This window comes from Micromonospora sp. NPDC047793, from assembly GCF_040642635.1.
Lineage (GTDB): Bacteria > Actinomycetota > Actinomycetes > Mycobacteriales > Micromonosporaceae > Micromonospora.
In genome coordinates this window covers 354599-377036 of sequence record NZ_JBEYSG010000001.1, presented here as the reverse complement: position 1 = coordinate 377036, position 22438 = coordinate 354599, and the positions used below count along the sequence as shown (strand labels likewise).

The window sequence follows — 22438 nt, the reverse complement described above, 5'->3', positions numbered from 1 at the left end:
CCGGAGACCCCTGCATCACGACTACCGGCGCGATTATTACTCAATCCCGACTTCTCTGACTAATCACACACGCCAATCATTGATCGAATGCGGAGATCGGAAGACCGCGACCACACACGGTGACACCCGTTTCGACTCAGCTGGGCGATTCCACCGTCGGCACATCGGCCAGCGCGGTGGCGAGCGTCACGGCCTCGACCAGGGTGTCGGCGACCGGGTGGCCGGAGTCCACCAGCCGGGACCGGTCGGTGAATCCGCCGCTGTAGAGCACGGCACGCCCGCCGACGGCGTGCGCCGCGTCGGCGTCGTCGATCGAGTCCCCGATCACCACCACCGACCGGCCGTCCACCCCGATCTCGGCCAGGTGGCGGGCCAGCGACTCGGCCTTGCGGTCCCCGCCGACCTGGTCCCGCCATCCGTCGACCCGGACGAACCGGCCGGTCAGCCCGTACGTCCGGACCGCCGGCACCAGCTCGTCGTGGAACCACATGGACAACAGCGACTGGCTGCCCGGCCAGGCGGCCATCGCGTCCGCGGCGTCGTGGGCCAGCTCACAGCCGGTCAACCCCCGCCGGTACGCGTCGTGGAAGATCTTGTCGAGGCGTCCGAAGTCCTGCTCGTCCACGGCCCGGCCGAGTACGTCCGCGTAGTAGTCGGCGATCGGTCGGCGGAACCGCACCCGGTGCTCGGCGACCGTCACCGACGGCCCGCCCGCGCTGCCGAAGGCGGCGTTGGTGCAGGCCACCACCAGATCGAGATCATTGAGCAGGGTGCCGTTCCAGTCCCACACCAGATGGGTGCGCGCAGGGGTCATCAGCGCACCCTACCGGCGGCCTCAGAGCTGCGGGGTGGTCAGATCCTTCAGCAGCCGCTGCTCCTCGACGCGCCAGTAGCCGTGCTCCTTGCCGTCGAGCAGCACCACCGGCAGCCGGTCGCCGTACTCCCGTTCCATCTCGGCGTCGCCGCTCACGTCCTGCTCGATCCACCGGTCGCCGGTGACCGCGACGACCCGGTCGAGGGCCGCCTTGGCGTCCTCGCAGAGGTGGCAGCCAGGTCGGGTGATCAGGGTCAGGCGGGGCTCACGCATCGGTCTCCTCCGTCGTGGCGGTGGGTCGGAGCAGGGTCTTGCGCACCTTCCCGATCACCGAGCGCGGCAGCAGGTCGACGAACTCGACGTCGGTGGGGCACTTGAATCTGGCCAGATTACGCGCGCAGTGCGCGATCAGCTCGGCACCGGTCGCCCGATGCCCCGCCGCCGCCACCACGTACGCCCGGACAGTCTCCCCGGTCCGGGGGTGCGGCACCCCCACTACCGCCGACTCCGCCACCGCCGGATGGGCGCAGAGCACCGACTCGACCTCGTGCGGGTACACGTTGAAGCCGTTGACCAGGATCAGCTCGCCGAGCCGGTCGACCAGGAAGAGATCACCGTCGGCGTCGGCGTACGCGACGTCGCCGGTGGGCCACCAGCCGTCCCGGTCGGGCCCACCCGTGCCGTCCGGCCAGTACCCGGAGAAGAGGTTCGCCCCGCGCACCACGATCTGACCGGGGTCGGTGCCGGCCACCGGGTCGGAGAGGTCCCACTCCTCCGCGTCGTCGTCGGGCGCGGCCAGGCCGTCGCGCCACAGCTCGCTCCCGTCCGCCCCGACCAGCCGCAGGTCGACGCCGGGCAGCGGGCGGCCGATCGAGCCCGGCTTCGGCTCCCCGCCGACCAGGGTCGAGGTGAGCACCGGGGCGGTCTCGGTCAGGCCGTAGCCGATCTGCACCGGCCTACCGGCGGCCTCGATGAAACGCGCCGCGTCGGCCGGGTCGAGCGGCGCCGCGCCGCAGACCACGACCCGCACCGCTGCCATCGCCTCGGCCAGCACCTCGGCGTCCGCCCGTGACCAGGACTGCACCATCGACGGCACGCCGACCAGCACGGTGGCCCGGTGCCGGGCGATCTCGGCCAGCGCCGCGTCGGCACCAAGATCGTCGACGAGTACGCCGGTCGCGCCGTGGTGCAGCACCGCACCGAGTCCGGTGTTCAGCCCGTACGCGTGGAACAGCGGCAACGCCAGCAGCACCACGTCGTCCGGCCCGACCACCGGCGGCACGATCCGGCCGACCTGGTCGTGGTTGGCCGCCAGGGCGCCGTGCGAGAGCATGGCGCCCTTCGGCCGCCCCTCGGTGCCCGAGGTGTAGAGCAGCACCGCCAGGTCGTCGGCGGACCGCGCCGGGAAGGTCTGCGGCCCCCCGTCGGCGACGGGAGGTCTGAGGTGTACGGCGCGCAGCGCGGGCAGCTCGACGTCGGCCACCAGGTCACGAAGACGTTCGGTGCCGATCAGCACGGACGCGGCCGAGTCGGCCAGCACCTGCCGCAGCTCGCGGGCCGTCAGCGTGGGGTTGACCGGCACCGCCGTCAGTCCGGCCCGCAGCGCACCGAGCAGACCGACCACGAAGTCCGGAGAGTTGGGCAGCGCCACGGCCACCCGCGCCGGTCGGCCGCCAGCGTCCGGGACCGTCTGAGCCAGCGCCCGGGCGACCCCGGTCACCGCCTCGTCCAGTTCGGACCAGGTGATCGTCCGGTCGGAGGAACACAGCGCCGGCTTGTCCGGACTACTCCGGGCCGCCCGGGTCAGACGTTCGGCGAGATTCGGCCCGGTGCCGTCGGCCACCTGCGGCCGGGCGGCAGTGCCTGCGTCCTCGTCGGCGGCGGGGTGCGACCCCGGCCCGACGGTTGCGTCTCGGTCCTGCACGGTGGCTGAGTCTGGCACAGCCGGCGCCGCCCGGCCATGCCTCCCGGGCGGTGACCGACACCGATCCGGGAACACCGGCTTGTCGTCCCGACCGGTCCGTCCCGGTACGGTCCCGATCGGACGGCATCACCTCGGCCACCGAGGACGCAGCCCGGTCCCGTGCACGGAACTCCCGAGGGGTCACCGACGGTGTGCGACAGCCCCGCCGGATTGTCGCCGCAGCCGGCCGCGTCCGGCACCGCCGCAGGCACGCAGGTCGCTGTACGCACCGTCCCACCACGACTCTGACCAGGGGATACATGCCCAACCAGCTCGTCGGCCAGTTGTCAACAACCCCCGACGGACAACCGGTCCGCCAGGTGTGCGACCCGCCGGGAAATACTTTGGCCCTGTGTAACGGACTTGCCACGCGCGGGTGACGTTGGCCCTATCATCACTCGGGTCGGCTCACCCCATTTTGCCGTGAGTCGACACCCCTCAGCCCGAGGAGGCCCCCGTGCCCGTGAGCGCATTGGACCAGCACCTCAAGGGGAACTGCCGCCCGTCGGCACACCCCGGAGCCGCCCTGCCCGACGGAGGCCCGATCGATCGACCGGGCACCGTCGGCGCGACGGCCGGTGCAACGGAGGCGGCCCGATGACCGCCTTCGGCTTCGCATCCCGCCCGGTCGGCCTACCCGGCCCACTGGCACGTACGCCGGTCAACGAGCGCGGCAACGCTCACGGCCAGCAGGACAGCACGGGGAACCTGCCCCCACGCGGCGAGAGCGCCGTGACGCGGGTGGGCAGCAGACCACATCAGAACGATCCGCCACCCCGACCACCGACGCCCGGCGGGAACGCGAAACCCGCCGGAGGCCGGGTCGCCTCACCGAGTCGACCGACCATGCCGGCCCAGGCCCGCCGCAGCGGGGACGCCCCGGTCACCGAGGTGTCCACCTCGGAGACGGCGGTGCTGCCCGCAGTCTCCTCGGCCGGCACCTCCACCGGGTTCCCGAGCCGTCCCGACCCCTCCGACCCGGCCACCGAGGTCTGGGCCCTGGTCGAGCGCGCCCAGGCCGGCGAGTCCGAGGCGTTCGGGCTGATCTACGACCGGTACGTCGACACGGTCTTCCGCTTCGTCTACTTCCGGGTCGGCAACCGGCAACTCGCCGAGGACCTCACCTCGGACACGTTCCTGCGGGCGCTCAAGCGGATCGGCAGTTTCACCTGGCAGGGCCGGGATCTCGGCGCCTGGCTGGTGACGATCGCCCGCAACCTGGTCGCCGACCACTTCAAATCCGGCCGGTACCGGCTGGAGGTCACCACCGGCGACGTCCTCGACGCCGACCGCGAGGACCGCGGCCCCGAGGGCAGCCCGGAGGCGGCGGTGGTGGAGCACATCACGAACGTCGCCTTGTTGACAGCGGTCAAGCGGCTCAACCCGGAGCAGCAGGAGTGCATCGTGCTGCGGTTCCTCCAGGGGTTCTCGGTCGCCGAGACCGCCCGTGCGATGGGCAAGAACGAGGGCGCGATCAAGGCGTTGCAGTACCGCGCGGTGCGGGCGCTGGCCCGACTTCTCCCGGACGGTTTCCAGCCGTAGCCGATCACGTTGGGTGATTTCGCCGCCGGCCGGCCCGTAACCCGGCCCCGGCACGGCGCGTTTCTCCGGGTGCGACCGATGACCGGCCGGAAACCTCCGAGGTGGACCGGCGGCGGTGCCGACGAGGGTTTCCGTCTCCGGTGTCATGCGGTGGTCGGTCGCTGGTGGTGAACGCGGCCGACCGGCCGCGACCAGCGAGAGGAGGTGCCGCGGTGGACAACGCCCTCTTCTCCCGTCGGCGCACCGAGCGCTTCGCGCAGCTTCTCGACGAAGCCAACGGTGGCCTACGTCATCACGTCCGGTCCCGCGCCGACGACCAGCTCGCGCCGCTCGTCGCGCTCGGCCGACAACTCGGTGCCAACCCGCCGCGTACCGAGGTCGACCCGGAGTTCCGGACCGGCCTGCGGGCGATGCTGCTGGCCACCGCCGACCGGGAGGGCATCGGGGCCACCGTCGCCGCACCGGCCGCGAAGACCACCACCGGTCGCGGATCGCTGCTACCGGCCGTCACCGCCCGGCGGGCCCGCGCCCGGGGCGCGATCCTGGTCGGCATCGCGGCCGGCGCCATCGCCGTCTCCGGCATCTCCGCCGCCAGCGAGAACGCGGTGCCCGGTGACGCGCTGTACGGCATGAAGCGCAGCACCGAGCGCGCCCAGTTGGCGCTCGCCAGCTCCGAGATCAGCCGTGGGCAGCTCTTCCTCGACTTCGCCCGGACCCGGCTGGCCGAGGCGTCCTCGCTCAACGGCAGCCGCGCCGGCTACCGCGGCGTGCTGGACGACATGGACGCGGACATCCGCCAGGGCGTACGCCAACTCACCGGTGCCGCCGTCCGGCGCGCGGACCCGACGGCACTGAACACCGTCGACGCTTTCCTCACCGGGCAGCGGCGCACACTCGACGCGCTGGCCGAGCGGGGTTCCCGCGCCGACCGGGAGCGGACCGCCGAGTCGTTGGAGCTGCTGGACATGGTCGCGGAGCGCACCGAGGCCCTGCGCGCCGCCATCGCCTGCGGCCGGTCGGGTGGCACCGCCAGCGACGACCTCGGCCCCACCCCCGGCGCCTGCGCCTGACCCGGCGGGCGTACGCCGTCCCCGCGTCCGGCGGCGGTGACCGCTGCTCCGGATACCCTCGCTGAGGACAGTGGGCTCAGGGTGGGCGACATGAGGGGGTGCAGGTGGCGCGCAGCCGCAAGGTGACCGTCAGCACCGACGTGCACGGGCACACCACCGGTTGGGCGCAGACCGAGCCCGCTCCCCCGGCCGCGCCGGATCCCCGCGCCGCCGCCTTCTTCGACGTGGACAACACGATGATGCAGGGCGCCTCGATCTACTGGTTCGCCCGTGGGCTCGCCGCACGCAACTACTTCACCACGGGGGACCTGGCCCGGTTCGCCTGGCAGCAGTTGCGGTTCCGGCTGCTCGCCCGCGAACACGCCGGGGACATCTCCCAGGCCAAGGAGGCCGCACTCGCCTTCGTCGAGGGCTGGCGGGTCCAGGACGTCGAACGGCTTGCCGAGGAGATCTTCGACGAGCTGATGGCGCCGAGGATCTGGGCCGGGACCCGCCGGTTGGCGCAGGGCCACCTGGACACCGGTGAACGGGTGTGGCTGGTCAGCGCCGCCCCGGTGGAGATCGGTCGGGTGATCGCCACCCGGCTCGGGTTGACCGGCGCGATCGGTACGGTCGCCGAGATCGTCGACGGGGCGTACACCGGTCGGTTGGTCGGTGACCTGATGCACGGCCCGCTCAAGGCCGAGGCGGTCGCCCAGCTCGCCGCGGTGGAGGGCCTCGACCTGACCCGGTGCGCTGCCTACAGCGACTCCGCCAACGACCTGCCGATGTTGTCGCTGGTGGGGCGCGCGGTGGCGGTCAACCCGGACGGCACGTTGCTGCGTCAGGCCCGGCAGCGCGGCTGGGAGGTACGCGACTTCCGCACCGGCCGTCGGGCGGTCAAGATCGCTCTCCCGTCCACGGCAGCAGCGGGACTCGTCGCCGGAGCGGTCACCGCCGGAGTCGCCCTTCAACGCCGCCGCCGCGCGGCCGACGCCCCCTCCGGACGCACCCGACGCGGCACCGCACCCTAGACCGGGTCGACGCCACGCACCGGGTCGACGCCGGCGGCAGGGGACGGCTACGGGCCGAACGGGTCCGGGCGGCGTTCGAGCAGTTGGTGCACGGTCTGCTGGATGGTCTCCCGCACCTGGTCGGCAAGGTTGAACACGACCAGCGGGTCGTCCGCCGAGTCGACCAGGTGGGCCGTCGGGATCGGCGGACAGAACTCGATCAGCCACTTGCTCGGCAGCGGCACCATGCCCAGCGGCCCGAGCCAGGGGAAGGTCGGTGTCACGGGGAAGTACGGAAGTTTGAGCAGTCGGGCGAGCGGCTTGAGGTCGGCGAGCATCGGATAGGTCTCCTCGCCACCGACGATCGCCACCGGGATGATCGGGGTGCCGGTGCGCAGTGCCGCCGACACGAACCCGCCCCGCCCGAAGCGTTGCAGCTTGTAGCGGTCCGCGTACAGCTTGCCGATGCCCTTGAAGCCCTCCGGGAAGACACCCACCAGCTCGCCGCCGCGCAGCAGTCGTTCGGCGTCCGGGTTGCAGGCCACCGTGCCACCGGTCTTGCGGGCGATCTCGGAGACCACCGGCATCCGGAAGACCAGGTCGGCGCCGAGCAGGCGAAGATACCGGTTGGCGGGGTGCTCGTGGTGCAGCGCCGTGGAGAGGATCAGCGCGTCCAGCGCCACGGTGCCGGAGTGGTTGCCGACCACCAGTCCCGCCCCGTCGGCGGGTACGTTCGCAAGCCCCGTGACCTCGGTCCGGAACCAGTCGCGATAAAGGCGGCGCAGCAGCGGATGGAAGACCGCCTCGGTCAGCTCCGGGTCGAAGCCGAACTCGTCCACCTCGTAGTCGCCGGCCAACCGCCGACGCAGGAACGCGAGTCCGCCGGCGACCCGCCGGTCCCAGACGTCACCGGTCCGGTCCGGCACCGCCGCCTCGGCGGGACGGTGCCCGTTGCGCCGGACGGGGTCGAGCTCCGCCGGCACCGGGGACGGGGCGTACCGGTCGTCCAGGTGCGCCTCGTCGCGCTGCTCCTCCGGCCCGGTCACGAACGCTCCCGTACGGCGGCCCGGGCCTGGCGGATGCTGTCGAGCACCATCTGCTCGGCGACGGCCAACTGTTCCCGGGTCACCACGGCCCGGCCGTGGTGGGCGCGGATGAAGTCGTCGAAGGCGGCGGCGGTCGAGCGGGGGGTGAAGCCGTACTCCTGCTCCAGACGGGAGATGTCCACCACCCGGCCGTGCACGAAGAGGTCGACCTGATCGAGCCCGTACCGCCCGAAGCCCATCGTCCGGGCCAACGCGACGGCACCGGCGACGCCCGGTTCCAGGACCGGCACCGAGATCCGGCCGGCCCGCCGGATCGCCTGGGACAGCGCGAGCACACCGGGACCGGCCACGTTGTAGGTGCCCGGATGGTCCTCGACGACCGACCGGTGCAGCACTTCGAGGGCGTCGTCGAAGTGCAGGAACTGCAACCGGGCGTCCCGGCCGAAGATGGTCGGCACCACCGGTTGGGAGAAGTACCGGGTCAGCGTGGTGTCGGCGGTCGAGCCGATGAAGGGGGCGAAGCGCAGCACCGTGGCGGTGACGTCGGAGCGCCGGCGACGGAAGCCGCGCACGTACCCCTCGATGTCGAGGATGTCGCGGCCGAAACCGCCGCGCGGCACCTCGCGGGGTTCGGTCTCCTCGGTGAAGACGGCCGGGTCGCGGAACGAGGCGCCGTACGCCGCGGTGGAGGACCGGACCACGATCTTGCGCAACCGTGGAGCCCGCTGGCACGCGGCGAGCAGCTGCATGGTGCCGATGACGTTCTGTTCCTTCATCGCCGCACGCCCGCCGTGCTGCGAATCCGGGGCGCTGACCAGGGCCAGGTGCACCACGGTGTCGACGTCGAGGTCGGCGAGCAGACCGCCGATCGACCCGGCGTCCACCCGGACCCGTTCCACCTGCGCCAACAGCTCGGCCACCTCGGGGCCGGGCTCGGCCAGGTCGACGCCGATGACCCGGGCGATCCGGGGATCACCCGCGAGGCGGGCGGCGACGTGCGCGCCGAGGTATCGACTGACCCCGGTCACGACGACAACCCCCGGAGGGCTCGATGAGCCACCGGGGGTCATGTCTCGCACCTACCCCGGCCTACGGGACCGAGCCGGGACAGCCACGGCCTGATCACCTGAGCCTCCGAGGGTCGACAGTTGGCAAGCGACGAATGCCGGGCCAGGGCCCGGCACACGGTCACTTGCCGAGACGGCGACGCTGGACGCGGGTCTTGCGCAGCAGCTTGCGGTGCTTCTTCTTAGCCATGCGCTTGCGGCGCTTCTTGACCACCGAGCCCATACGAAAGCCTTTCGATGCAACGTGCGGCGCGACCGGTAAGACACCACGAGTCCGTGGTGTCGGCGACCGCTTGCGGACAGCGGACCGGACCGGCGGAGTGGGCGGCAGAGCGCACCAGCGGTCACGATCTCCAGTCCAGCGTAGCGGGGATGCGTCAGCAGGACCAACGCGCCCCCGGTCGATGCCCGTTCACCGGGCCCGCAGCGACCGGGTCGGCCCCGTGGATCAGGCGGTCTCCTGGAAGGCGCCACGGAGATATTCGTGCACCGCGTGCTCGGGCACCCGGAACGACCTGCCCACCCGCACCGCGGTCAGCTCACCGCTGTGCACGAGACGGTAGACCGTCATCTTGGAGACCCGCATGACCGTTGCCACCTCGGCGACGGTCAGGAACTTGACATCCGACAGCCGACCATCGGACTGCGACCCGGCCATGGCTCACCGACCCATCCCATGCCCGGCGCGTGCCGCCCCACGGGTCCTCCCGCGCGGCCGGCGACGCGCGTGTTACCAGTACGGTAGCGGGACGGCTGTGACCGGCGCGATCCCTTCCTGCAACTGATCATGATTCGACCGGGGCACTGGGGCGAAAAACCCCTGGTCGGGTGGATGCGAGCGGATCCGGCAACCGATCATCCTCGGCCACCTGACGAGAACCGTCACTCGGCGCGCAGCGCCACCACCGGGTCGAGCCGACCGGCCCGCTGTGCGGGCAACACTCCGAAGACGATCCCGACCGCGGCCGAGACACCGAAGGCCAGCGCCAACGACCACCAGGTCACCGCCGCCGGGATCGGCGACAGGGCGGACACCAGCAGCGCCCCGCCGATTCCCAGGGCCATCCCGGTCAGCCCGCCGACCGAGGTCAACAGCACCGCCTCCAGCAGGAACTGCATGCCGATGTCGCGCGGACGGGCGCCCACCGCCTTGCGCAGCCCGATCTCCCGGGTCCGCTCGCGCACCGAGACGAGCATGATGTTGGAGACCCCGACGCCGCCGACCAGCAGCGAGATCCCGGCGATGGCGGCGAGTACGCCGGTCAGGATGCCGAGGATGTCACCGAGTACGCCGAGGATCTGCTCCTGGGTGACCGCGCTGAACTCGGTGCCCGGATGCCGGCCGTTCAACTCGGCCACGATCCGCTCGCCCAGTTCGTCGATGCGCTCCCGGTCCGGGGCCTTGACCGCGATCGCGTCGACCCGCTGGGTGCCGTACAACCGTTGGGCCGCCGTCACCGGGATGTGCACCTCGTCGTCCCGGTCCACGCCGAGGCTCTGCCCCAGCGGCGTGAAGACCCCGATCACCCGGAACCGTACGCCGGCCACGGTGACCTGCTGGCCGACCGCCTCCCGGTCGGGGAAGAGCGCCCGGGCGACCGAGTCGCCGAGCACCGCGACCCGCCGTCCGGTGTCCACGTCGGACCGGGTCAGGTAGCGGCCCCGGCCCAACTCCCGGGCGAAGACCTCCGGGGTGGTCTCCAGCACCCCCTGGACGGTGGTGAAGTCCTGCCGGGTCCCGGCCCGCACGGTGGCGCCGGAGGCGACCGTCACGGCCACCCGGCTGGGATCCCCGACCACCCGGCCGACCGCGTCCACGTCCTTGAGGGTCAGCGGCGACACCGCCGGGGCCGACCCGACGTCGAGGCGCCCCGGCACGACCAGCAGCAGGTTGGAGCCGAGCCCCTCGACCTGCTGTTCCACCGTCTGTTTGGTGCCGGTGCCGATCGCCACCAGCAGCACCACCGAGGCGACGCCGATGATCACCCCGAGCATGGTCAGCGCGCTGCGCATCCGGTTCGCGCGCAGCGCGTCCCAGGCCACCCGCCATGCCTCCGCGAGCCTCACCGGAGTACCCCGTCGTCCGTGCCGGCCGCGCTGTCCGCGACCATCACCCCGTCGCGCATCGTGATCCGGCGGCGGGCCCGGGCCGCCACCTCCGCGTCGTGGGTGACCATCACCAGCGCCACGCCGGACTCGACGTTGAGCTGTTCCAGCAGTTCCAGGACGGCCGCGCCGGTGGTGCTGTCCAGGTTGCCGGTCGGCTCGTCGGCGAGCAGCACCGTCGGGTCGGTGACCAGCGCCCGCGCGATCGCCACCCGCTGCTGCTCACCGCCGGAGAGTTGGTTGGGACGGTGGTCCAACCGGTGCCCCAGACCGACCCGCCCGAGCATCGCGGCGGCCCGCGCGCGGCGCTCGCGGGCCCCCACCCCCCGATACACCAGGGGCAACGCCACGTTCTCCACCGCCGAGGTACGCGGCAGCAGGTGGAACGCCTGGAAGACGAAGCCGATGGTCTCGTTGCGCAGCCGGGCCAGCTCGGGTGCGGAGAGCGCACCGACCTGCCGCCCGTCGATCGCCAGCCGACCACCGGTCGGCCGGTCCAGGCCGCCGAGCAGGTGCATCAGCGTGGACTTGCCCGAACCGGACGGCCCGATCAGCGCCACGTAGTCACCGGCCGCCACGGTCAGCGTGACGCCGCGCAGGGCGGGTACCGAGATCCCGTCGAGCTGGTACGTCCGGGAGACGTCCACCGCCTCGATCGCCGGAACCCGGCTCACCCGACCTCCTGGCCGTCCCGGACCTGGTCGGTGCCGCGCACCACGATCCGGTCGCCGGGCTGCACCCCGTCGACGATCTGCACCAGGTCCTGGCCCTGCACGCCGACGGTGACCGCCGCCTGGCCGGCCCGACCCTCGCGGATCAGCCAGACCGTGTCCCGACCGTCGACGGAGAAGACCGCCGAGGCGGGTACGGTCACCGCGTCCGCCGCCTCCCGGACCCGCAGCCGCACCACCGCGTTCATGCCGGGGCGCGGCGCCGGAGCCGGTTCCGCCTCGCCGAACCGCCCCGGGCCGAGAGAGAGCCGGACGCGATAGCTGACCCCGCCCCGGGCCGAGGTGCTGGGTAGCACGTCGATCGACTTCACGGTGGCGTCGTACACGGCACCGGTCACCGCGTCCAGCTCCACCGTGCCGGTCAGCCCGGTCCGGACCAGCAGCACGTCGGTCTCGTCGACCTCGGCCAGCAGACCCAGCTCGCCGGTGTCCACCACGGTCAGCACCGGAGTGCCGGCGGTGACCCGGCCGCCGACCGGGACGGCGGTGTCCACGCCGGCCGGGGGTCCCGCCGGGGCGCCACCGAGCGCGGCCGGGTCGAGCCCGGGCGGCAGCCCGCCCGATTCGAGCAGACCGGCGAGCGCACCGGACGGATCGCCCCCGGCAGCGACGCCGCCCGGCTGCACCACTCCGGCGATCGGCGCCCGCAACGTCAACGCGTCGACGGTCGACTTGGCCAGGTCGTACGCCTGCTGGGCCTGGAGGCGCTGGGCGGTGGCGAGCGCGCCGACGGCGGAGTTCAGGTTGCGTACGCCGCGCTGCACCTCGCGTACCGCCTGGTCGGCGGTGCGGGCGGCGGCGTCGTACCGCTTCTGCGCGGCCTTGACCTGGGCCAGCAGCGCCTTGCGCAACGTCGGATCGCTGATCTTGCGGGCGGCGGCGCGGGCCGCCTCGTGCGCCTCGTCGGCCGCGCGGTCGGTGCCGCGCAGGCTACCGGCGAGATCGCCACCGCCACCGCCGGCCCCGGCCCGCCTGGCGGCGGTGAGCGCGCCCCGCGCCTGCCGGAGCCGCTCCCGCGCGGCGGGTGACTCGACCACGGCGAGCACCTGGCCGCGCCGGACGCGTTCGCCCGGCTCGACACGGAGGCTGGCCAGCGTGCCGTCGGCGGGGGCGGTGAGGGTGGCCGCCGCGCGGGCGGTCACGGTGGCCGGAGCGTCGATCTCCTCGGCCACCGGGGCGAGCACGGCCGAGGCGAGCGAGATCGAGGGCGGATCCTCGCCGCACGAGGCGGCACCGGTGAGGGTCAGGACGGCGACGGCGGTCAGGGCGGTGAGCAGGCGGGGCCGCGTGACTGCGGGCAGCCGCGGCGAGTCGGTGCGGCGCACCCGCCCATGCTACGAGTCGCCCCCGTCAGACCTGCGGCGCGCCGCCGTGGTCAGCGCACCGTGGCGCGGATGTACGCGACACACTCCTTGTGCAGGGTGCTCCACTCCTCCTCGAAGATCTCCTCGCTGACCTGTGCCGGCACACGAAGGTCGTGCAGCACGGCCTTGGCGAAGGCGAGCACCCGCTCCTCACCGAACCGGTCGACGAGGTAGCGGACCGCCAGGAAGGCGGTGCCGTAGCTGCCGTTGACCAGTTCCTGCGGGGTGTCGGCGTCGGGGATCAGGCTCTCCAGCTTCCCGTCCCAGTCCCCCTCGACCAGCTCACGGACCGCGTCCAGCCCCTCGTACCGCCCGACCGGCTGGCCGTCGACGCCCGCCTGCTCGGCCAGTCCCTCGCTCAGCCACCACGTCGAATCGTCCGCGTAGTTCTTCTCCGGCAACGACGCGGCGTGGGCCAGCTCGTGTCGCAGCAACTCGTCCAGGTAGGGGCCGTACTCGAAGCTCTCCGGTCCGAGCACGATCTCGTAGTGGCCACCGCCGACGTTGATCGCGTACCCGGCACCCCACTCCGGCTGCTCACCGCCGTACCAGCGTTTCCACTCCTTCGGCCCGGCGTAGAAGATCCGGTACCGGTCGGGCGGGCTGCCCGCGACCACGTACGCGTCGGCCACCGTCGCCGCCGCCTCGGCCCGCCGCAGCAGGCCCGGCAGCCGTTTGCGGTACGCCGGCGTGGTGGCCACGACCGTACGCTCGCCCACCGCCACGACCAGGTCGCTGACCTCCCAGGGCAGGCTGCCGGGCTGCCCGTTGGACCGGCCGCTGACGTGGTGCGCGGGCTTCGACCTGGAGAGCGCGAGCAGGCGGGGCTCCGCGCCGTCGCGCCACCGGGTCTCGATCACCACCGGGCTGGGCGTGCAGTCGGGCAGCACGAAGCAGTACCGGTACTCGACCGGCAACCGCCATTCGCCCGCCCGTCCGGCCGAGGTGGGCAGCCCGCTCGGGCGCGCCTCCCAGCGGGTGACCCGCAGCGCGGTCAGTGCGCCGTACCGGCGGCGCAGGTCCTTCTGCGCGGCGGGTGCGGCGATCGCCAGGAAGCCGGCCCGGTCCCGACCGAGCAGCGCCGCCGACTGCTTCTCCAACTGCGCGGTGATCCGCTCGGCCGCCTGCCGGGCGGCGATCGTGGTCGGGTTCTCGGTCGGCGAGGCGGCGGTGGCGGGCTTCCCGAGGTCGGTGTCGGGCAGCCCGCCGGCCAGCAGCACCACCGGCACGCCGCAGGCCAGCACCAGCACTCCCGCGACCAGTGCCGTCCAGAGTGGCCATCGCCGACGCGGCGTCGCGTCAGCCGATGTCGCGTCAGCCGATGTCGCGTCAGCCGATGTCGCGTCGACCGGCGTCGTTGCGGCCGGCGTCGTTGGCGCTTGCGTCACGTCAGCCGGCGTCGGATGGTCGCCGGCCGTGGATCCCCCGTCGGTCACCGGCGCAGAGTACGGGTCCACCTGTGCGGGCGGAAGTGCCGCGACGCGCCGGGTGTGGGGCGGTCAGCCCTCGGACCCGGGCCAACTCCGGTAGGCGACTCCGAGGGCGGTCACCATCTGGTCGAACGAGCGGTCGACCTCGCGCGGCAGGCCGAAGTCACCGCCCGCCTCCAGCGAGACGAAGCCGTGCACGGCGGCACGGAACATCCGCACCCCGTCCACCGCCGCGTCGCCCTCGATCCCGTACCCGCGCAGAATGGCGTAGACCACCTCCACCGCGCGCCGACCGGCGGCCACGTGCGCGGGGTCGTCCGGGTCCGGTACCCGCTGCGTGGCCGGGTAGCGGCCGGGATGACGGCGGGCGTACGACCGGTAGGCGACGGCGACGGCACGCAACGCGTCCTCGCCACTACGACCGGCGGCAGCCGTCGTCATCTCGTCGGCGATCTCGGCGGTGGCCAGTGCGGAGAGTTGCTGCGCGAGCGCGTCGGCGCCCCTGACGTGCTTGTAGAGGCTGGGCAGGGCGACGCCGAGCCGGCCGGCCAACGCGGCGAGCGTGAGCTTGTGGTAGCCGACCTCGTCCGCCAGCCTCGCCGCCTCGCGTACCACCACCTGGGGGTTGAGCCCGGCCCTAGGCACGGTCGATCACCGCGAGGAACTCGGTCAGCTCACCGGCCATCGCCTCGGGACGGTCGGCGTGCGGGTAGTGGCCGGCCTCGCTGATCATGCGCGCCTCGGCGACCGGGAAGAGTCGTCGTGCGGCACGCGCCTCGGCGGCCGGGTCGGCGAAGTCCGGGTCCTTCGTACCCATCAGCACCAGCACCGGCTGCCGCACCCGGGGCGCGACGGCGGTCCAGTACGGCTCGACCGGGACGATCAGGCCGCGTACCGCCGCCATCCGGCCGGGCCGGCGCAGCGCCGCCACCATCGCCGTGCGGTACGCCGCGTCGTCGGCGGGCCGGTGGACCGGGAAGAGGGTGCGGTGGAAGAGCCCGAACAGGCGGGCACTGCGCAGCACCGCACCGATGGCCAGCCGCATGAACGGGTTGAGCTTGCGCTGCTCGACGAACGCGCCGACCAGCACGATGCCCTCGACCAGGTCCGGTGCCTCGGTCGCGGCGAAGACGACGGCCGCGCCGCTGGACGAGTTGCCGACCAGGGTGGCCGGGCCACCGCCGATGTCCCGGACCACCGCCAGCAGGTCGGCGCCGACCTCCGCCGGGGCGTACGACGGCCACCCGACGCTGGAGTCGCCGTGCCCCCGGACGTCGACCGACGCCACCCGGTACCCCGCCGACACCAGCAGCGGGACCAGGTGCCGGTAGGAGTGCCGGTTCTCCCCCATGCCGTGCGACAGGACGACCAACGGCCCCTGCCCGTGCACCTCGTAGGCGACACGTCCACCGTCGCGCGCGACAAAGCTAACAGTCATAGCTAGAAAGCTAACCTCATTAGCCAATTTCGTCAAGGCGACGGCCCCGGATCGCCGGTCGACGGTCCGGGGCCGGTGGGAGACGGTCGATCCCGGGAGGCCGGGCTGGCTCCGGGAGGCCGGGGTTACTTGCGGGAGGCCACGGCGCGGGCGAAGAAGGCCAGGTTGGCAGGGCGCTCGGCGAGCCGCCGCATCAGGTAGCCGTACCAGTCGTCGCCGTAGGGGACATAGGTGCGGACCGCGTAGCCCTCGCCGACCAGACGGGCCTGCTCCTCCGGTCGGATGCCGTACAGCATCTGGAACTCGAAGCGGTCGGGTCCCCGGTCGAACCAGCGGGCCCGGTCCTCGCCGATGGCGATCAGGCGCGGGTCGTGGGTGGCCAGCATCGGGTAGCCGTCACCGGACATCAGGATGTTCATGCAGCGCACGTAGGACTTGTCCACCTCGCGGGGCGACTGGTACGCCACCGACTCCGGCTCCTTGTAGGCGCCCTTGCAGAGCCGGACCCGCGACCCGGCCGAGGCCAGCTCACGGCAGTCCGACTCGGTCCGCCGCAGGTACGCCTGGAGCACCGCCCCGGTCGACGGAAAGTCCTTGCGCAGGTCAGCCAGGACGTCCAGCGTCGAATCGGTGGTGGTGTGGTCCTCCATGTCCAGGGTGACCGTGGTGCCTGCGTCGACGGCGGCGGCGCAGATCGCCCGCGCGTTGTCGTACGCCAGGTGCTCGTCGAAGGCCTGGCCGAGCGCGGACAGTTTGACGCTCACCTCGGCGGCTGGCGTCAGGCCCGCCCCGGCGAGACTCCGCAGCAGGGTGAGGTACTCGTCCCGGGTGGCGTTGGCCTGCTCGGGGGTGACGGTGTCCTCACCGAGGTTGTCGAGGGTGACCGCGAGACCGTCGTCGACGAGTACGCGGGTCACGCGCAGCGCGTCGTCGGTCCCGGCGCCGGCGACGAACCGACGCACGACGTCCCGGGAGAACGGGGCCGTCGCGACGAGCCGCTCGACCCGGGTTGACCGGGAGGCGGCGAGAATGACGGAACGGAGCATGAGCCGAGCGTAACGCCCGAGCCACCCCCCACCGCGCCCGCCCGAGGTGCAAGGAAGGGCCCCCTGTTAACACTCAGGTGTGAGAAGGGAACCCTTCTATACCTGAGGCGTTAATAGGGTGCCCTTCCTTACAAAAATCCGTACTACGGACTGCGTACCAGTACCCCGGGCGGCGGGCGTGGCGTGCATCGGTTACAACGATGGACGTGGAAAACCGCCCCCGCCGCCGGCTCCGGTCGGCCTCCGTGCAGCTCGGCGCGCTCACCGCCCTCGCGCTCGCCCTCTCCGGCTGCAACATGTCTTCCGACGACGACGATGACGACTGCGCCATGGGCCCGACCGGGGGCGGTGAGACAGTCGCCCTGGCCCTGCACACCCCGGCACCGTCGGTCGGCACGGCTGTCACGCGGGGCGCCCCGGAGCCGGTCGGCGCGTCCGTGCCGGACCGTGGCGGCTTCGGCACCCATCTCGCCTCCTGCGGCGGCTGAGCGTGCGTCGGGAGCAGGTCACCCCGCGACCCGACTGGGACGCGACGATCCGCGCGCAGGGGCTGGTGTACGTCGACACCGAGCTGCCCGACGGCGGGGTCATGTCGTACTGGGACGAGACCGCCGCGTACGCCTTCGACCTGGACGAGGTGCTGCGTCTGGAGGAGGCCACCGAGGAGTTGCACCGGATGTCGGTGGCCGCCGCCGAGCACGTGGTGGCCCGTGACCGGTACGAAGAGTTCGGCATCCCGCAGTGGGCGGCCGAGGCGGTGGCCCGGTCGCTGCGGGAGTCGCCGCCGACCCTCTACGGCCGGTTCGACCTCTGGTATGACGGCAGTTGGCCGCCGAAGCTGCTGGAGTACAACGCGGACACCCCGACCGCGCTGGTCGAGGCGAGCATCATCCAGTGGTACTGGCTGGAGCAGACCCGCCCGGAGCTGGACCAGTGGAACAGCCTGCACGAGCGGCTGGTGGGCGCCTGGGCGAAGATCGGCGCCGGCCTGCACGACCGCCGGGTGCACGTGGTCTGGTCGAACGAGGAGGAGAGCGGCGAGGACCACATGACGGCCGGTTACCTGGCCGAGACCGCCCGCCAGGCCGGGCTGGACGTGGAGCTGCTGCCGATCCAGGAGATCGGTTGGGACGGCCGTCGCTTCGTCGACACCGCCGACCGACCGGTCACCACCTGCTTCAAGCTCTACCCGTGGGAGTGGATGCTGGCCGAGCCGTACGGGCCGCTGGCGCTGGATCCGGGTACGCCGACCACCTGGATCGAGCCGGCCTGGAAGCTGCTGCTGTCGAACAAGGCGTTGTTGGCTGTGCTCTGGGAGCTGTACCCGGGGCACGAGTTGCTGCTGCCGGCGTACCTGGACTCGCCGCGCGGCATGACCGAGTACGTCGCCAAGCCCCTGCTCGGTCGGGAGGGCGCCGCCGTGCGGATCGTCACGGAAAGTGAGGAGATCACGAATCCGGGCGATTATGGCAGTGAGGGGTTCTGCTATCAGGAGTTCCGTGCACTGCCCCAATTCGACGGGAGTCACCTGGTCCTGGGCGCATGGGTGGTGGACGGCGAATCGGCCGGGGTGGGGTTGCGAGAGAGCGCCAGCCTGATCACTGATGGTTACGCCAGATTCCTTCCGCACTACATCGACGCGCCACGTCCGGGGTGAGTCGTCTACCGTTGGAGTGTGAACTTCGACGCGTACGCCCGGACCGGAGTTGACCTTGTCAACGCCCGCCTGGACGACCTCGACGACCTGCGGGCCATCTTCTGCGACGACCACGAGTGGATGCGCGACGAGGTCGCGGAACGGGATCTTGCCACCTTCCGGCGCGCACAGAAGCGGCTGCGGGACGTCTTCGAGTACGGCACCACCGGGCGGGACGGCCAGGCGGTCGCCGAGCTGAACTCGCTGCTGGAGGTCCACCCGGTGCAGCCCCGCATCTCGGGGCACGACTCCAGCGACTGGCACATGCACGCCACCGGCCGGGGCGCCTCGGTCAGCTCGGAGTACCTGGCCGGCGCGGTCTGGGGCCTGTCGGTCTGGCTCTGCGAGTACGGCAGTGCCCGTTTCGGGGTCTGCGCCGACGACCGCTGCGGCAACGTCTACCTGGACACCTCGTCGAACTGCTGCCGCCGGTTCTGCTCGGAACGCTGCGCCACCCGCTCGCACGTGGCCGCCCACCGTGCCCGCAAGCGGGCCGCCGTGCCGGCCCAGAGCGATCCGCTGACGTCGGTCTCCTGACCGGTCCCGCGTCGCCGGACGCGACCTCCGGTGCCGTCCGGGCCGGACGCGACCGAAGCCGGTCCGCCCTGTCGAGACGCGGCCGGGATCAGGCCGCCCCGACCGGACGCGGCTGAGGTCAGGCCGCCTCGACCGGGGACGGGGTGTTCAGGTGCTGGCGGGCGAAGGCCAGCGCCTCCCGCAGGTCCGCCTCGCGCACCTGTCGACTCTTCGCGCCCCGGGTGGTCACCTCGACCGCCACCGAGCCGGTGAAGCCCCGACCGGCCAGCGAGCGCAGCAGCTCGGCGCAGGGCTGGGTGCCGCGCCCGGGCACCAGGTGCTCGTCGCGACCCTCACCGGTGCCGTCACCGAGGTGCACGTGCGCCAGCCCGGCACCCATCCGGTCGGCCATCTCCAGCGCGTCGGTGTGCGAGGCGGCGCAGTGCGACAGGTCGAGCGTGTACGAGCGGTGACCCGTCTCGGTCGGGTCCCAACCGGGCGCGTACGGCACGAACTGCCGCCCGGCCATCCGCACCGGGTACATGTTCTCCACCGCGAACCGCAGCCCGCCGAACTCGTCGGCCACCGTGTCCAGCCCCTCGGCGAAGCTGCGGGCGTAGTCCCGCTGCCAGGTGAACGGCGGGTGCACCACCACGGTCGGTGCCTGGAGCGTCTCGGCCAGCATCGCCGCCCGGCGCAGCCGCTCCCACGGGTCGGTGCTCCACACCCGCTGGGTCACCAGCAGGCAGGGGGCGTGCACGCTGAGCACCGGCACGCCGTAGTGGTCGGACAACCCGCGCAGCGCGCCGGCGTCCTGGCTGACGGCGTCGGTCCAGACCATCACCTCGATCCCGTCGTAGCCGAGCTCCGCGGCGAGCTGGAACGCCGCCGCGGTCCGCTCAGGGAAGACCGAGGAAGTGGACAGGAGCACCGGGACGCGGGAAGTCACACCACCGAGGGTAGCCCCCGGCCATTGCACTAATCCGATGTTAATCCGTGAATCGGATTTTACGGACACCTGGTGTCACATCGGGTCGCGGCCCGGTCTCACACCGGCGCGAGCCGGTCCAACCGGTCCAGGATCACGCCCTCGCGCAGCGCCCAGGGGCAGATGTCCAGCGAGTCGACTCCGAGTCGGCGCATGACCGCCTCGGCCACCACGGCACCGGCCAGGAGCTGGTGCGACCGGCCGGCGCTCACCCCCTCCAACTCGACGAGCTGGGCCGGTGGGATGTGCCGGATGAAGCCGAGCACCTGCCGCAGCCCCGAGCGGGTCAGCCGACGCCGGGCCCAGAGCCCGGCACCGCTGGGCGCGGCGCCGGCGAGCCGGGCCAGCGTGCGGAACGTCTTGGAGGTGGCCACCGACCGGTCCCAGCCCACCCCGGTCATCCGCTCGACCACCGGCTCCAGCAGGCCGTCGACGTACTCGCGCAGCCCGTCCACGGTCTCCGGCGCGGGCGGACGGCCGCTCTGCGGGTCCACACCGAGCCGGTCCCGGGTCAGCCGACCGGCACCCAGCGGCAGCGAGACCGCCAGGTCCGGGTTCTCGTCGATGCCGGCCGCGATCTCCAGCGAGCCGCCGCCGATGTCCAGCACCAGCAGCCGACCGGCGGACCAGCCGAACCACCGCCGCACGGCGAGGAACGTCATCCGCGCCTCGTCCGCGCCGGGCAGGACCTCCAGGCGTACGCCGGTCGCCTCCCGGACCCGCGCCAGCACCTCGGCGGCGTTGGTGGCCTCGCGTACCGCCGAGGTGGCGAAGGCGAGCAGCTCGTCCACGCCCAGGGCATCGGCTGAGGCGCGGGCCGCGCCGACGGCCTCCACCAGGGCGTCCGCACCGGTGTCGCGGAGTGCGCCGTCCGGGCCGATCTGCTCGGCGAGCCGCAGCACCACCTTCTCCGAGTGCGCCGGCCACGGGTGCGCGCCGCGATGGGCGTCCACCACCAGCAGGTGCACCGTGTTCGAACCGACATCGAGGACACCCAGTCGCATGGGGAAACACTAGGGCCAAGGTTCGCGTCACTCACCGGCCATCCCCCTGCACCACGCGTACGCTGGGCCGAGTGACAGGGCAGATCGAACTCCGCGTGCTGGTGGACGACCCGGCGGACCCGCGCAGCCGTGAGGTGCCGCTGGACTTCCCTCGGGAGTGGATCGAGTTCGTCGACCCGGCCGACGAGCGGCACCTGATCCGGGCCGACCTCACCTGGCTGCTGTCCCGGTGGACCTGCGTCTTCGGGCAGGGCTGCCACGGCATCATCGCCGGCCGCTCCGCCGACGGCTGCTGCTCGCACGGCGCGTTCTTCACCGACTCCGACGACGAGAAGCGGGTACGCGGCGCGGTGAAGCGGCTGACCCCGCAGACCTGGCAGCACTACCGGCGCGGCACCAAGAACTGGACCGAGAACGACACCGTGGACGGCAAGAACCCGGCGCGGCGTACCGCCACCCAGGGTCCGGACGCACCGTGCGTCTTTCTCAACGACGCCGACTTCCCCGGCGGCGGCGGATGCGCGCTGCACGCCCAGGCGCTGCGCGACGGGGTGCACCCGCTGGAGTACAAGCCGGACGTCTGCTGGCAGTTGCCGGTCCGGCGGGACCAGGAGTGGGTGAAGCGGCCGGACAACACCAAGGTGCTGGTCTCCACGTTGGCCGAGTTCGACCGGCGGGGCTGGGGCGCGGGCGGGCACGACCTCGACTGGTGGTGCACGTCCTCCACCGACGCCCACGTCGGCAGCGAACCGATGTACCTCTCCTACGGGCCTGAGCTGACCGCCCTGGTCGGCGCCGCCGCGTACGCCCGGCTGGCCGAGCTGTGCGCGGCGCGGGTCCGGCAGGGCCTGGTCGCCCCGCACCCGGCCGACCCGGCCTGACGACCGGTCGCCGGTCGGTGGATCACGGCTCGAACTTGTAGCCCAGACCACGCACCGTCACGATGTGGCGCGGCGTGGACGGCTCCGGCTCGATCTTGGAGCGCAGGCGCTTGACGTGGACGTCCAGCGTCTTCGTGTCGCCCACGTAGTCGGCGCCCCAGACGCGGTCGATCAACTGTCCCCGGGTCAGCACCCGGCCGGCGTTGCGCAGCAGCAGTTCGAGCAGCTCGAACTCCTTGAGCGGCAACTGCACCGCGCCCCCGTCGACGGTCACCACGTGCCGTTCGATGTCCATCCGGACCGGGCCGGCGGCCAGCGTCGGCAGGCCCGACTCGGTCGTCTCGACGGTCTGCCGGCGCAGCACCGCCCGGATCCGGGCGACCAGTTCGCGGGGAGAGTACGGCTTGGTGACGTAGTCGTCGGCACCGATCTCCAGGCCGACCACCTTGTCGATCTCGCTGTCCCGGGCGGTGACCATGATGATCGGCACGTGCGACCGCTGCCGGAGCTGCCGGCAGACCTCGGTCCCGGACATCTCGGGCAGCATCAGGTCGAGCAGGACGATGTCGGCCCCGGTCCGGTCGAACTCGGTCAGCGCCGACGTGCCCGTGGCGGCCACAGAGACCTCGAACCCCTCCTTGCGGAGCATGTACGACAGGGCGTCGGAGAAGGACTCCTCGTCCTCGACCACCAGTACGCGGCTCAACGGTGTTTCCCTTCGATCCGGGTCGGACCGGGCGGTGC

24 protein-coding genes are annotated in these 22438 nt (G+C 72.5%); 7 read left to right on the top strand and 17 right to left on the bottom strand.

Translation table 11 applies throughout. The features are described 5' to 3' along the window. Nucleotides 1–136: 136 nt before the first annotated feature. From ABZ738_RS01725 to ABZ738_RS01715, 3 genes are read right to left on the bottom strand one after another with little or no spacing between them, the layout of a single operon-like run. Nucleotides 137–814: an HAD hydrolase-like protein gene (locus ABZ738_RS01725; RefSeq protein ID WP_131051868.1), complete on the bottom strand. Its 678-nt coding sequence runs from the start codon at nucleotides 812–814 to the stop codon at nucleotides 137–139. Between the two features lie 21 nt (nucleotides 815–835). Continuing rightward, nucleotides 836–1087: a glutaredoxin family protein gene (locus ABZ738_RS01720; RefSeq protein ID WP_131051867.1), complete on the bottom strand. Its 252-nt coding sequence runs from the start codon at nucleotides 1085–1087 to the stop codon at nucleotides 836–838. Continuing rightward, nucleotides 1080–2738 carry an AMP-binding protein gene (locus tag ABZ738_RS01715; RefSeq protein WP_254876983.1) on the bottom strand — a complete coding sequence of 553 codons (1659 nt, stop codon included), beginning with the start codon at nucleotides 2736–2738 and terminating at the stop codon, nucleotides 1080–1082. The genes ABZ738_RS01720 and ABZ738_RS01715 overlap by 8 nt, the downstream gene beginning before the upstream one ends. A gap of 636 nt (nucleotides 2739–3374) precedes the next feature. Here ABZ738_RS01715 and ABZ738_RS01710 point away from each other — a divergent pair. The 3 genes from ABZ738_RS01710 (at nucleotide 3375) to ABZ738_RS01700 (ending at nucleotide 6402) form a co-directional block, all read left to right on the top strand. Continuing rightward, on the top strand, nucleotides 3375–4319 hold the full coding sequence (locus ABZ738_RS01710) for an ECF subfamily RNA polymerase sigma factor, BldN family (protein ID WP_131051865.1): 945 nt from the start codon (nucleotides 3375–3377) through the stop codon (nucleotides 4317–4319). A 212-nt stretch (nucleotides 4320–4531) separates the two neighbouring features. Next, entirely contained in the window at nucleotides 4532–5389 is an 858-nt protein-coding gene (locus tag ABZ738_RS01705) for a DUF5667 domain-containing protein (protein WP_176095285.1), read from the top strand. Nucleotides 5390–5493: 104 nt separating this feature from the next. Next, entirely contained in the window at nucleotides 5494–6402 is a 909-nt protein-coding gene (locus tag ABZ738_RS01700; RefSeq protein ID WP_176095286.1) for an HAD-IB family hydrolase, read from the top strand. Between the two features lie 47 nt (nucleotides 6403–6449). Here ABZ738_RS01700 and ABZ738_RS01695 read toward each other — a convergent pair whose 3' ends face one another. From ABZ738_RS01695 to ABZ738_RS01645, 11 genes are all read right to left on the bottom strand, one after another. Next, entirely contained in the window at nucleotides 6450–7307 is an 858-nt protein-coding gene (locus ABZ738_RS01695) for a lysophospholipid acyltransferase family protein (protein ID WP_176096020.1), read from the bottom strand. Between the two features lie 116 nt (nucleotides 7308–7423). Then, nucleotides 7424–8497, bottom strand: coding sequence for an NAD-dependent epimerase/dehydratase family protein (locus ABZ738_RS01690; protein ID WP_131051862.1), 1074 nt, complete (start codon nucleotides 8495–8497; stop codon nucleotides 7424–7426). 118 nt (nucleotides 8498–8615) lie between these two features. Then, nucleotides 8616–8717, bottom strand: a complete 102-nt coding sequence (locus ABZ738_RS01685) for an AURKAIP1/COX24 domain-containing protein (RefSeq protein ID WP_007465623.1) — start codon at nucleotides 8715–8717, stop codon at nucleotides 8616–8618. A gap of 225 nt (nucleotides 8718–8942) precedes the next feature. Next, nucleotides 8943–9152, bottom strand: coding sequence for a helix-turn-helix domain-containing protein (locus ABZ738_RS01680; RefSeq protein WP_091079691.1), 210 nt, complete (start codon nucleotides 9150–9152; stop codon nucleotides 8943–8945). Between the two features lie 224 nt (nucleotides 9153–9376). Beyond that, nucleotides 9377–10561 (bottom strand): ABC transporter permease, encoded by a 1185-nt coding sequence (locus tag ABZ738_RS01675; protein ID WP_131051861.1) that lies wholly within the window; start codon nucleotides 10559–10561, stop codon nucleotides 9377–9379. Further along, nucleotides 10558–11274 (bottom strand): ABC transporter ATP-binding protein, encoded by a 717-nt coding sequence (locus ABZ738_RS01670; protein ID WP_176095287.1) that lies wholly within the window; start codon nucleotides 11272–11274, stop codon nucleotides 10558–10560. Before ABZ738_RS01670 ends, ABZ738_RS01675 begins: the two co-directional genes overlap by 4 nt. Next, nucleotides 11271–12656, bottom strand: a complete 1386-nt coding sequence (locus tag ABZ738_RS01665; protein ID WP_176095288.1) for an HlyD family efflux transporter periplasmic adaptor subunit — start codon at nucleotides 12654–12656, stop codon at nucleotides 11271–11273. The genes ABZ738_RS01670 and ABZ738_RS01665 overlap by 4 nt, the downstream gene beginning before the upstream one ends. A gap of 50 nt (nucleotides 12657–12706) precedes the next feature. Then, entirely contained in the window at nucleotides 12707–13939 is a 1233-nt protein-coding gene (locus tag ABZ738_RS01660) for a hypothetical protein (RefSeq protein ID WP_254876984.1), read from the bottom strand. A 255-nt stretch (nucleotides 13940–14194) separates the two neighbouring features. Then, nucleotides 14195–14770 (bottom strand): TetR/AcrR family transcriptional regulator, encoded by a 576-nt coding sequence (locus ABZ738_RS01655; RefSeq protein ID WP_131054774.1) that lies wholly within the window; start codon nucleotides 14768–14770, stop codon nucleotides 14195–14197. Further along, nucleotides 14763–15563, bottom strand: coding sequence for an alpha/beta hydrolase (locus tag ABZ738_RS01650; protein ID WP_131054775.1), 801 nt, complete (start codon nucleotides 15561–15563; stop codon nucleotides 14763–14765). The genes ABZ738_RS01655 and ABZ738_RS01650 overlap by 8 nt, the downstream gene beginning before the upstream one ends. 125 nt (nucleotides 15564–15688) lie before the next feature. Then, nucleotides 15689–16609, bottom strand: a complete 921-nt coding sequence (locus tag ABZ738_RS01645) for a proline dehydrogenase family protein (protein ID WP_131054776.1) — start codon at nucleotides 16607–16609, stop codon at nucleotides 15689–15691. A gap of 206 nt (nucleotides 16610–16815) precedes the next feature. Here ABZ738_RS01645 and ABZ738_RS01640 point away from each other — a divergent pair, with 206 nt between their 5' ends. From ABZ738_RS01640 to ABZ738_RS01630, 3 genes are read left to right on the top strand one after another with little or no spacing between them, the layout of a single operon-like run. Further along, entirely contained in the window at nucleotides 16816–17097 is a 282-nt protein-coding gene (locus ABZ738_RS01640; RefSeq protein WP_236145883.1) for a hypothetical protein, read from the top strand. A 2-nt stretch (nucleotides 17098–17099) separates the two neighbouring features. Beyond that, the gene (locus ABZ738_RS01635; RefSeq protein WP_131054777.1) at nucleotides 17100–18266 is read left to right on the top strand and encodes a glutathionylspermidine synthase family protein; all 1167 of its coding nucleotides are present in this window, start codon (nucleotides 17100–17102) and stop codon (nucleotides 18264–18266) included. An 18-nt stretch (nucleotides 18267–18284) separates the two neighbouring features. Continuing rightward, a complete protein-coding gene (locus tag ABZ738_RS01630) occupies nucleotides 18285–18842 on the top strand; it encodes a CGNR zinc finger domain-containing protein (RefSeq protein ID WP_131054778.1) in 558 nt (185 codons plus the stop codon). 118 nt (nucleotides 18843–18960) lie between these two features. Here ABZ738_RS01630 and ABZ738_RS01625 read toward each other — a convergent pair whose 3' ends face one another. Together ABZ738_RS01625 and ABZ738_RS01620 are read right to left on the bottom strand one after the other, a co-directional pair. Next, nucleotides 18961–19770, bottom strand: coding sequence for a sugar phosphate isomerase/epimerase (locus ABZ738_RS01625; protein WP_201272444.1), 810 nt, complete (start codon nucleotides 19768–19770; stop codon nucleotides 18961–18963). A gap of 98 nt (nucleotides 19771–19868) precedes the next feature. After that, a complete protein-coding gene (locus ABZ738_RS01620; protein ID WP_357210304.1) occupies nucleotides 19869–20813 on the bottom strand; it encodes a Ppx/GppA phosphatase family protein in 945 nt (314 codons plus the stop codon). A gap of 71 nt (nucleotides 20814–20884) precedes the next feature. On the opposite strand from ABZ738_RS01620, the gene ABZ738_RS01615 reads away from it, so the two are divergent. Continuing rightward, nucleotides 20885–21694, top strand: a complete 810-nt coding sequence (locus ABZ738_RS01615; protein ID WP_131054813.1) for a hypothetical protein — start codon at nucleotides 20885–20887, stop codon at nucleotides 21692–21694. 22 nt (nucleotides 21695–21716) lie between these two features. Here ABZ738_RS01615 and ABZ738_RS01610 read toward each other — a convergent pair whose 3' ends face one another. Then, nucleotides 21717–22400, bottom strand: coding sequence for a response regulator transcription factor (locus tag ABZ738_RS01610; RefSeq protein WP_131054814.1), 684 nt, complete (start codon nucleotides 22398–22400; stop codon nucleotides 21717–21719). Nucleotides 22401–22438: the final 38 nt, after the last annotated feature.

Excerpts from the sequence above, each read along its gene's own strand:
- ABZ738_RS01645 (WP_131054776.1), bottom strand. The coding sequence starts at position 16,609 with ATGCTCCGTTCCGTCATTCTCGCCGCCTCCCGGTCAACCCGGGTCGAG.
- ABZ738_RS01690 (WP_131051862.1), bottom strand. The coding sequence starts at position 8,497 with ATGACCCCCGGTGGCTCATCGAGCCCTCCGGGGGTTGTCGTCGTGACC.
- ABZ738_RS01720 (WP_131051867.1), bottom strand. The coding sequence starts at position 1,087 with ATGCGTGAGCCCCGCCTGACCCTGATCACCCGACCTGGCTGCCACCTC.
- ABZ738_RS01620 (WP_357210304.1), bottom strand. The coding sequence starts at position 20,813 with ATGCGACTGGGTGTCCTCGATGTCGGTTCGAACACGGTGCACCTGCTG.
- ABZ738_RS01725 (WP_131051868.1), bottom strand. The coding sequence starts at position 814 with ATGACCCCTGCGCGCACCCATCTGGTGTGGGACTGGAACGGCACCCTG.
- ABZ738_RS01680 (WP_091079691.1), bottom strand. The coding sequence starts at position 9,152 with ATGGCCGGGTCGCAGTCCGATGGTCGGCTGTCGGATGTCAAGTTCCTG.
- ABZ738_RS01650 (WP_131054775.1), bottom strand. The coding sequence starts at position 15,563 with ATGACTGTTAGCTTTGTCGCGCGCGACGGTGGACGTGTCGCCTACGAG.
- ABZ738_RS01710 (WP_131051865.1), top strand. The coding sequence starts at position 3,375 with ATGACCGCCTTCGGCTTCGCATCCCGCCCGGTCGGCCTACCCGGCCCA.
- ABZ738_RS01685 (WP_007465623.1), bottom strand. The coding sequence starts at position 8,717 with ATGGGCTCGGTGGTCAAGAAGCGCCGCAAGCGCATGGCTAAGAAGAAG.